A 4,780-nucleotide genomic window follows, 5' to 3' on the forward strand; every position below is an offset into this window, starting at 1 on the left:
CCTAATATATTACTATCCCACTTGAAAATTTTCAAAAAATGTACTTTATTACTTTTCCATTTCCCCCACATAATCCTCTTCGTTTGAAAGAATTTTCAAGTCACCATTACATATACATAGGCATTTACTATAAGAAAGATCAGTAATTTATTGAAGGAGGAACGATTCAAATGTATCCTCATTGGAATCCAAATATAAATCAACAATATGCTTACTCCCCCCATCCAGTAAGAAATACACTGTATCATGATTCTCAATATATGATGCAGCGCATCGCAAGCCTTGAAAGCCAATTAGCTAACTTAATCTCCTTAATCGAAGAAAACAATCATTTAATAAAATCAATGGAACAACAGCAAAACCAAGTTTGTGCACCAGCTGGAGGTTCTGTTATTGTTCGGATGTAATTCGAATTCAAAAAAACACACTTTGTTGTATAAAGTGTGTTTTTTGAATTATTTTCTTTTTGTATGAAACCCTTGCGTAATTCGGTCTAATATAATCGCAATCACGACGATAGCTAGTCCCGCTTCAAATCCCATTCCGATGTTTACTTGTGTTACAGAGCGATATACATCGACGCCAAGTCCTGGCGCTCCTACAAGTGAAGCTGTTACAACCATCGATAACGAAAGCATAATACTTTGATTCACTCCAGCCATGATCGTTCCGGTTGCGAGTGGTAATTGTACTTTAAATAATTTTTGTGATGTGGTAGAGCCAAACGCATTCGCAGCTTCAATTAAATCTTCTGGAACTTGTCTAATTCCTAAGTCTGTAAATCTGATTGTCGGTGGCATAGCAAAAATAACGGAAGCGATAATGCCTGGTACGACGCCTACCCCAAAAAATGTTATCGCGGGAATGAGATAGACGAATGCTGGCATTGTTTGCATAAAATCTAATGTCGGTTTTAAAAATTTTGAAAAGCGCTCGTTTTGAGATGCTAAAATACCAATTGGAATTCCGACTATAATTGAAATAATAACTGACGTAAGTACGAGCGCTAATGTTTGCATCGTTTGTGCCCAGTAGTTAATATTTAAAATAAATAATAATCCGATGAGCGTAAAAATGACTAAAGATAATTTTCTCGTTGTGTACCAAATGAGGAAACATAAGATAATAATCATCAATATAGCTGGTATTATTATTAAAAAATTAGTGAGTAAATCAACGAATCCACCGATAATATAAGAAAACCCTCGGAACAAGCCTTCAAAGTTCTCATATAAACTTGCAACAAATGAGTCGACCCATTCCCCTAATGGAATACGCGGTATACTATTCATCGTCTTTCACCTCTTCCTCAATGTTACCTGCAAGAGCTTGAATGACACTTTCACGTTTAATAATTCCTCTTAACCTTTTCTTCTCATCAATTACGGGTAACGGATATTTCATCTCCGCCATTTTTGCATACGTCTCTTCAAGTAAAGTATCTAAATAAACGTGCGGAATATCATTAAGTAATAAATCAGCAATCGGCCACTGTTTTTGTACTGCTTTACTTGCATCATCTGCGGTTAATATACCTAAAAACTCATACTTTTTGTTTACAACATATACTGTAGAAACGCCCGCGTTCCTCATAATTTGTAGTGCCACACGAGGTCCACGATCAATTAATAAAGTCTCCGGTCGTTTTAATATAGACTCCGCCGTAATTACTTTTCCTAAATTCACATCCGCAACGAATTTCTCTACAAATTCATTTGCAGGGCTCATCATAATTTCTTCCGGTGTTCCAATTTGGACAATTTCTCCATCTTTCATTAATGCAATACGATCACCAATTCGAAGAGCTTCATCTAAATCATGTGTAATAAAAATAATTGTTTTCTCCATTTTGTCTTGTAGCTCTAACAATTCATCTTGCATTTCTTTTCGAATAAGCGGGTCTAATGCACTAAATGATTCATCCATGAGTAAAACATCCGGATCATTCGTAAGCGCTCTTGCAATACCAACTCGTTGTTGCATACCACCACTAAGTTGACTTGGGTAATTATCTTTATGATGATCTAGCCCTACTAACTGTAGCGATTCTAACGCCTTATTTTCTCTTTCCTCTACTGGAACTCCTTGAATTTCTAACCCGTACGCAACGTTTTGTATCACTGTACGGTGCGGAAATAAAGCGAACTTTTGAAACACCATGCTCATCTTCGTTCTTCTTACTCTTCGCAACTCTTCTTTTCCCATCGTTGCGATATCTTCACCATCTATGTATATATGCCCCGCTGTCGGTTTAATTAATTGATTTAGCATTCGAACCAATGTAGATTTCCCACTACCAGATAAACCCATAATAACGAAAATTTCTCCAGTGTATACTTCAAACGTTGCCTTTTTCACACCAACGTTCATTCCTGTCTCCTTTAAAATTTCGGATTTGCTTTTTCCTTCTTTTAATAAGGTAAGCGCTCGTTGCGGATGTTTCCCAAATACTTTTGTTACATTTTCAACACGTACCTTTGTATTATCCATGTCACTACTCCTTTTCTGCCCATCTATTTACATAGTGTTGCGATTTTGCAAAGAAATATTACATAAAAATGACATTCATAAGCTTTCTTTAAAATTCTCGTTTCCGTTCATAATAAGAATGCTTACTTATACATTTATTTAAAAAGGCAAACGTTTCTTAGGAGGGTTTCGATGAAAAAGAAAATATGGCTTATATGCCTTGCATTATTTATTACTATGATTTTCACTTCATGTAATGCAACAAATGCAAATTCGAAAGGGAAAATTAAAATAGGTGTAACAAGTTGGAAAGAAAATATCGCAACCGCAAACATGTGGAAAGTTTTATTAGAAGAAAAAGGCTACAAAGTTGAGCTCATGTATTTAGAAAAAGCTGCGATTTGGACTGGAGTCGCACGTGGTGATGTCGATGCAAATTTAGAAGTATGGCTTCCAGTTACTGATCAACCATTAAATGATCGTTATAAAGATGACATTGTCTTAAAATCAAAATGGTATGAAGGTACTGGACTTGGTTTAGTCGTCCCTTCTTATGTGAAAAACATAAACAGCATCGAAGATTTAAACGCTCATAAAGATGAGCTAGATAATAAAATCGTCGGGATTGAACCTGGCAGTAGCCTTATGAATTTAACGAATAAAGCAATGAAAGAATATGATATAAAACTCAAACTTGTCCAATCTTCAGAAGCTGCGATGATGAGTGAATTAAAAAAGGCATATACGAAAAAGAAACCAATCGCTGTGACGCTTTGGAATCCACATTGGGGCTTTTCAGAATTTGACTTAAAATATTTAAAAGACCCTAAGAAAGTATATGGTGAAAAAGATGACATTTATTACTCAGTTCGTAAAGGTTTCGAAAAAGATCATCCTGATATTGTGAAATACTTTGATCAATGGAAAATGAACGATGAACAACTAGGTACTTTAATGGTCATGCTAAATAAAACGAAAGATCCGGAAGAAGCCGCGCGAAAATGGATTAAAAAAAATCAAGCTTTAGTTGATGAATGGGTAAAAGAATGACAAAAACAGGCTAGGGAATTTATCATATTCTCTAGCCTGTGTCATGTTATTTTTTCTCAATAACTGCATCAACAATTCCATATTCCTTCGCTTCTTCTGCCGTCATAAAATAATCTCTTTCTGTATCATGAGCTACCTTTTCTACTGGTTGCCCTGTTCGATCAGATATGATTTTGTTAATATCATGTTTTAACTTTAATATTCTTTTTGCTGTAATCTCAATCTCCGTCGCTTGCCCTTTTACACCGCCGAGCGGTTGATGAATCATGATTTCACTGTTAGGGAGCGCAAATCTTTTTCCCTTTGCGCCAGCTAATAGTAAAAGCGCACCAAATGATGCCGCAAAGCCCATACAAAGTGTTTGCACATCTGGTTTAATAAGGTTCATCGTATCTAATATTGCAAATCCCGCTGTCGTTGAACCGCCCGGACTATTGATATAGAGGAATATATCTTTTTCTGCGTCTTCCGCTTCTAAAAATAATAATTGTGCTACTACACTGCTTGCAACTTGATCGTTAATTTCTGAACCAATCATAATAATTCGGTCCTTTAATAATCTTGAATATATATCATAGGAGCGTTCTCCTAATTTCGTTTGTTCTACTACGTAAGGAATTGCATTCATATTAAATCCCTCCATCTATTTTATGCCGCACTAAGCATACAACTGTAAGAAGAAGGTTTTTTCATACTGAAGAATAACACCGGTTGTATTGATGGTAACTTAGTGAAATCTATTGTTGGGAGAAGTTTCGTCAACAATTCAGGTCTTTCTTCACGAATAGAAGTTACAACGATTTCAACATCATCCGTGTACTCCACTATTTCAATACCTTCTTCACTTACAGTTTTCAGCCTATTTCTACTCCTAAATAACGATGCTTTCACTGCACCTTCTGATACCGAACATACTTTAGCAATATCCGCGATACTATATTGAAAAACATCCTTTAATAATAAAATTACGGATTGTTGCACATTTAACGAAGATAATACTTTCCCTACCATTTCATGCAAATCTGCAATTTTTTCATGTGGTTCTTCAAATGTATTTTGCTGTTCTAACTTTTCTTGAACGGATTTTGATTTCATTTGATCTAACCATTGATTTCGAGCAATTTTATACAGAAGCGTTATACAAATTTTCTTCTCACTATACTTTTGAAGAACTTTGCAAATTGCTTCTTGGGCAAGGTCTTCCCCATCCCATTTATTCTTCGTCAAAAACGTACAGTACCTTTTTACCTCTGCATAATGT

General features: G+C 35.5%; 6 protein-coding genes. 2 read left to right on the plus strand and 4 right to left on the minus strand.

Features of this window, described 5'->3' with window-relative positions; genetic code table 11:
- Window positions 1-170 precede the first annotated feature (170 nt).
- Window positions 171-407: a hypothetical protein gene (locus AB3X48_RS17905; protein ID WP_367959773.1), complete on the plus strand. Its 237-nt coding sequence runs from the start codon at window positions 171-173 to the stop codon at window positions 405-407.
- Between the two features lie 48 nt (window positions 408-455).
- On the opposite strand, the gene AB3X48_RS17910 is transcribed toward AB3X48_RS17905, so the two are convergent.
- Both AB3X48_RS17910 and AB3X48_RS17915 read right to left on the minus strand, forming a co-directional pair.
- Window positions 456-1,292, minus strand: a complete 837-nt coding sequence (locus AB3X48_RS17910; RefSeq protein WP_016105065.1) for an ABC transporter permease — start codon at window positions 1,290-1,292, stop codon at window positions 456-458.
- Window positions 1,285-2,490 carry a quaternary amine ABC transporter ATP-binding protein gene (locus AB3X48_RS17915; RefSeq protein WP_000370621.1) on the minus strand — a complete coding sequence of 402 codons (1,206 nt, stop codon included), beginning with the start codon at window positions 2,488-2,490 and terminating at the stop codon, window positions 1,285-1,287. The genes AB3X48_RS17910 and AB3X48_RS17915 overlap by 8 nt, the downstream gene beginning before the upstream one ends.
- 171 nt (window positions 2,491-2,661) lie before the next feature.
- Here AB3X48_RS17915 and AB3X48_RS17920 point away from each other — a divergent pair, with 171 nt between their 5' ends.
- Entirely contained in the window at window positions 2,662-3,519 is an 858-nt protein-coding gene (locus tag AB3X48_RS17920; protein WP_016105066.1) for a glycine betaine ABC transporter substrate-binding protein, read from the plus strand.
- 46 nt (window positions 3,520-3,565) lie between these two features.
- Here AB3X48_RS17920 and clpP read toward each other — a convergent pair whose 3' ends face one another.
- Window positions 3,566-4,147 (minus strand): ATP-dependent Clp endopeptidase proteolytic subunit ClpP, encoded by a 582-nt coding sequence (gene clpP, locus AB3X48_RS17925; RefSeq protein ID WP_016105067.1) that lies wholly within the window; start codon window positions 4,145-4,147, stop codon window positions 3,566-3,568.
- 20 nt (window positions 4,148-4,167) lie between these two features.
- The coding region (locus tag AB3X48_RS17930) for an RNA polymerase subunit sigma-70 (RefSeq protein ID WP_367959774.1) at window positions 4,168-4,780 on the minus strand (613 nt) is incomplete at its 5' end.

It is taken from the genome of Bacillus sp. S4 (assembly GCF_040838205.1).
Taxonomy (GTDB): domain Bacteria; phylum Bacillota; class Bacilli; order Bacillales; family Bacillaceae_G; genus Bacillus_A; species Bacillus_A cereus_U.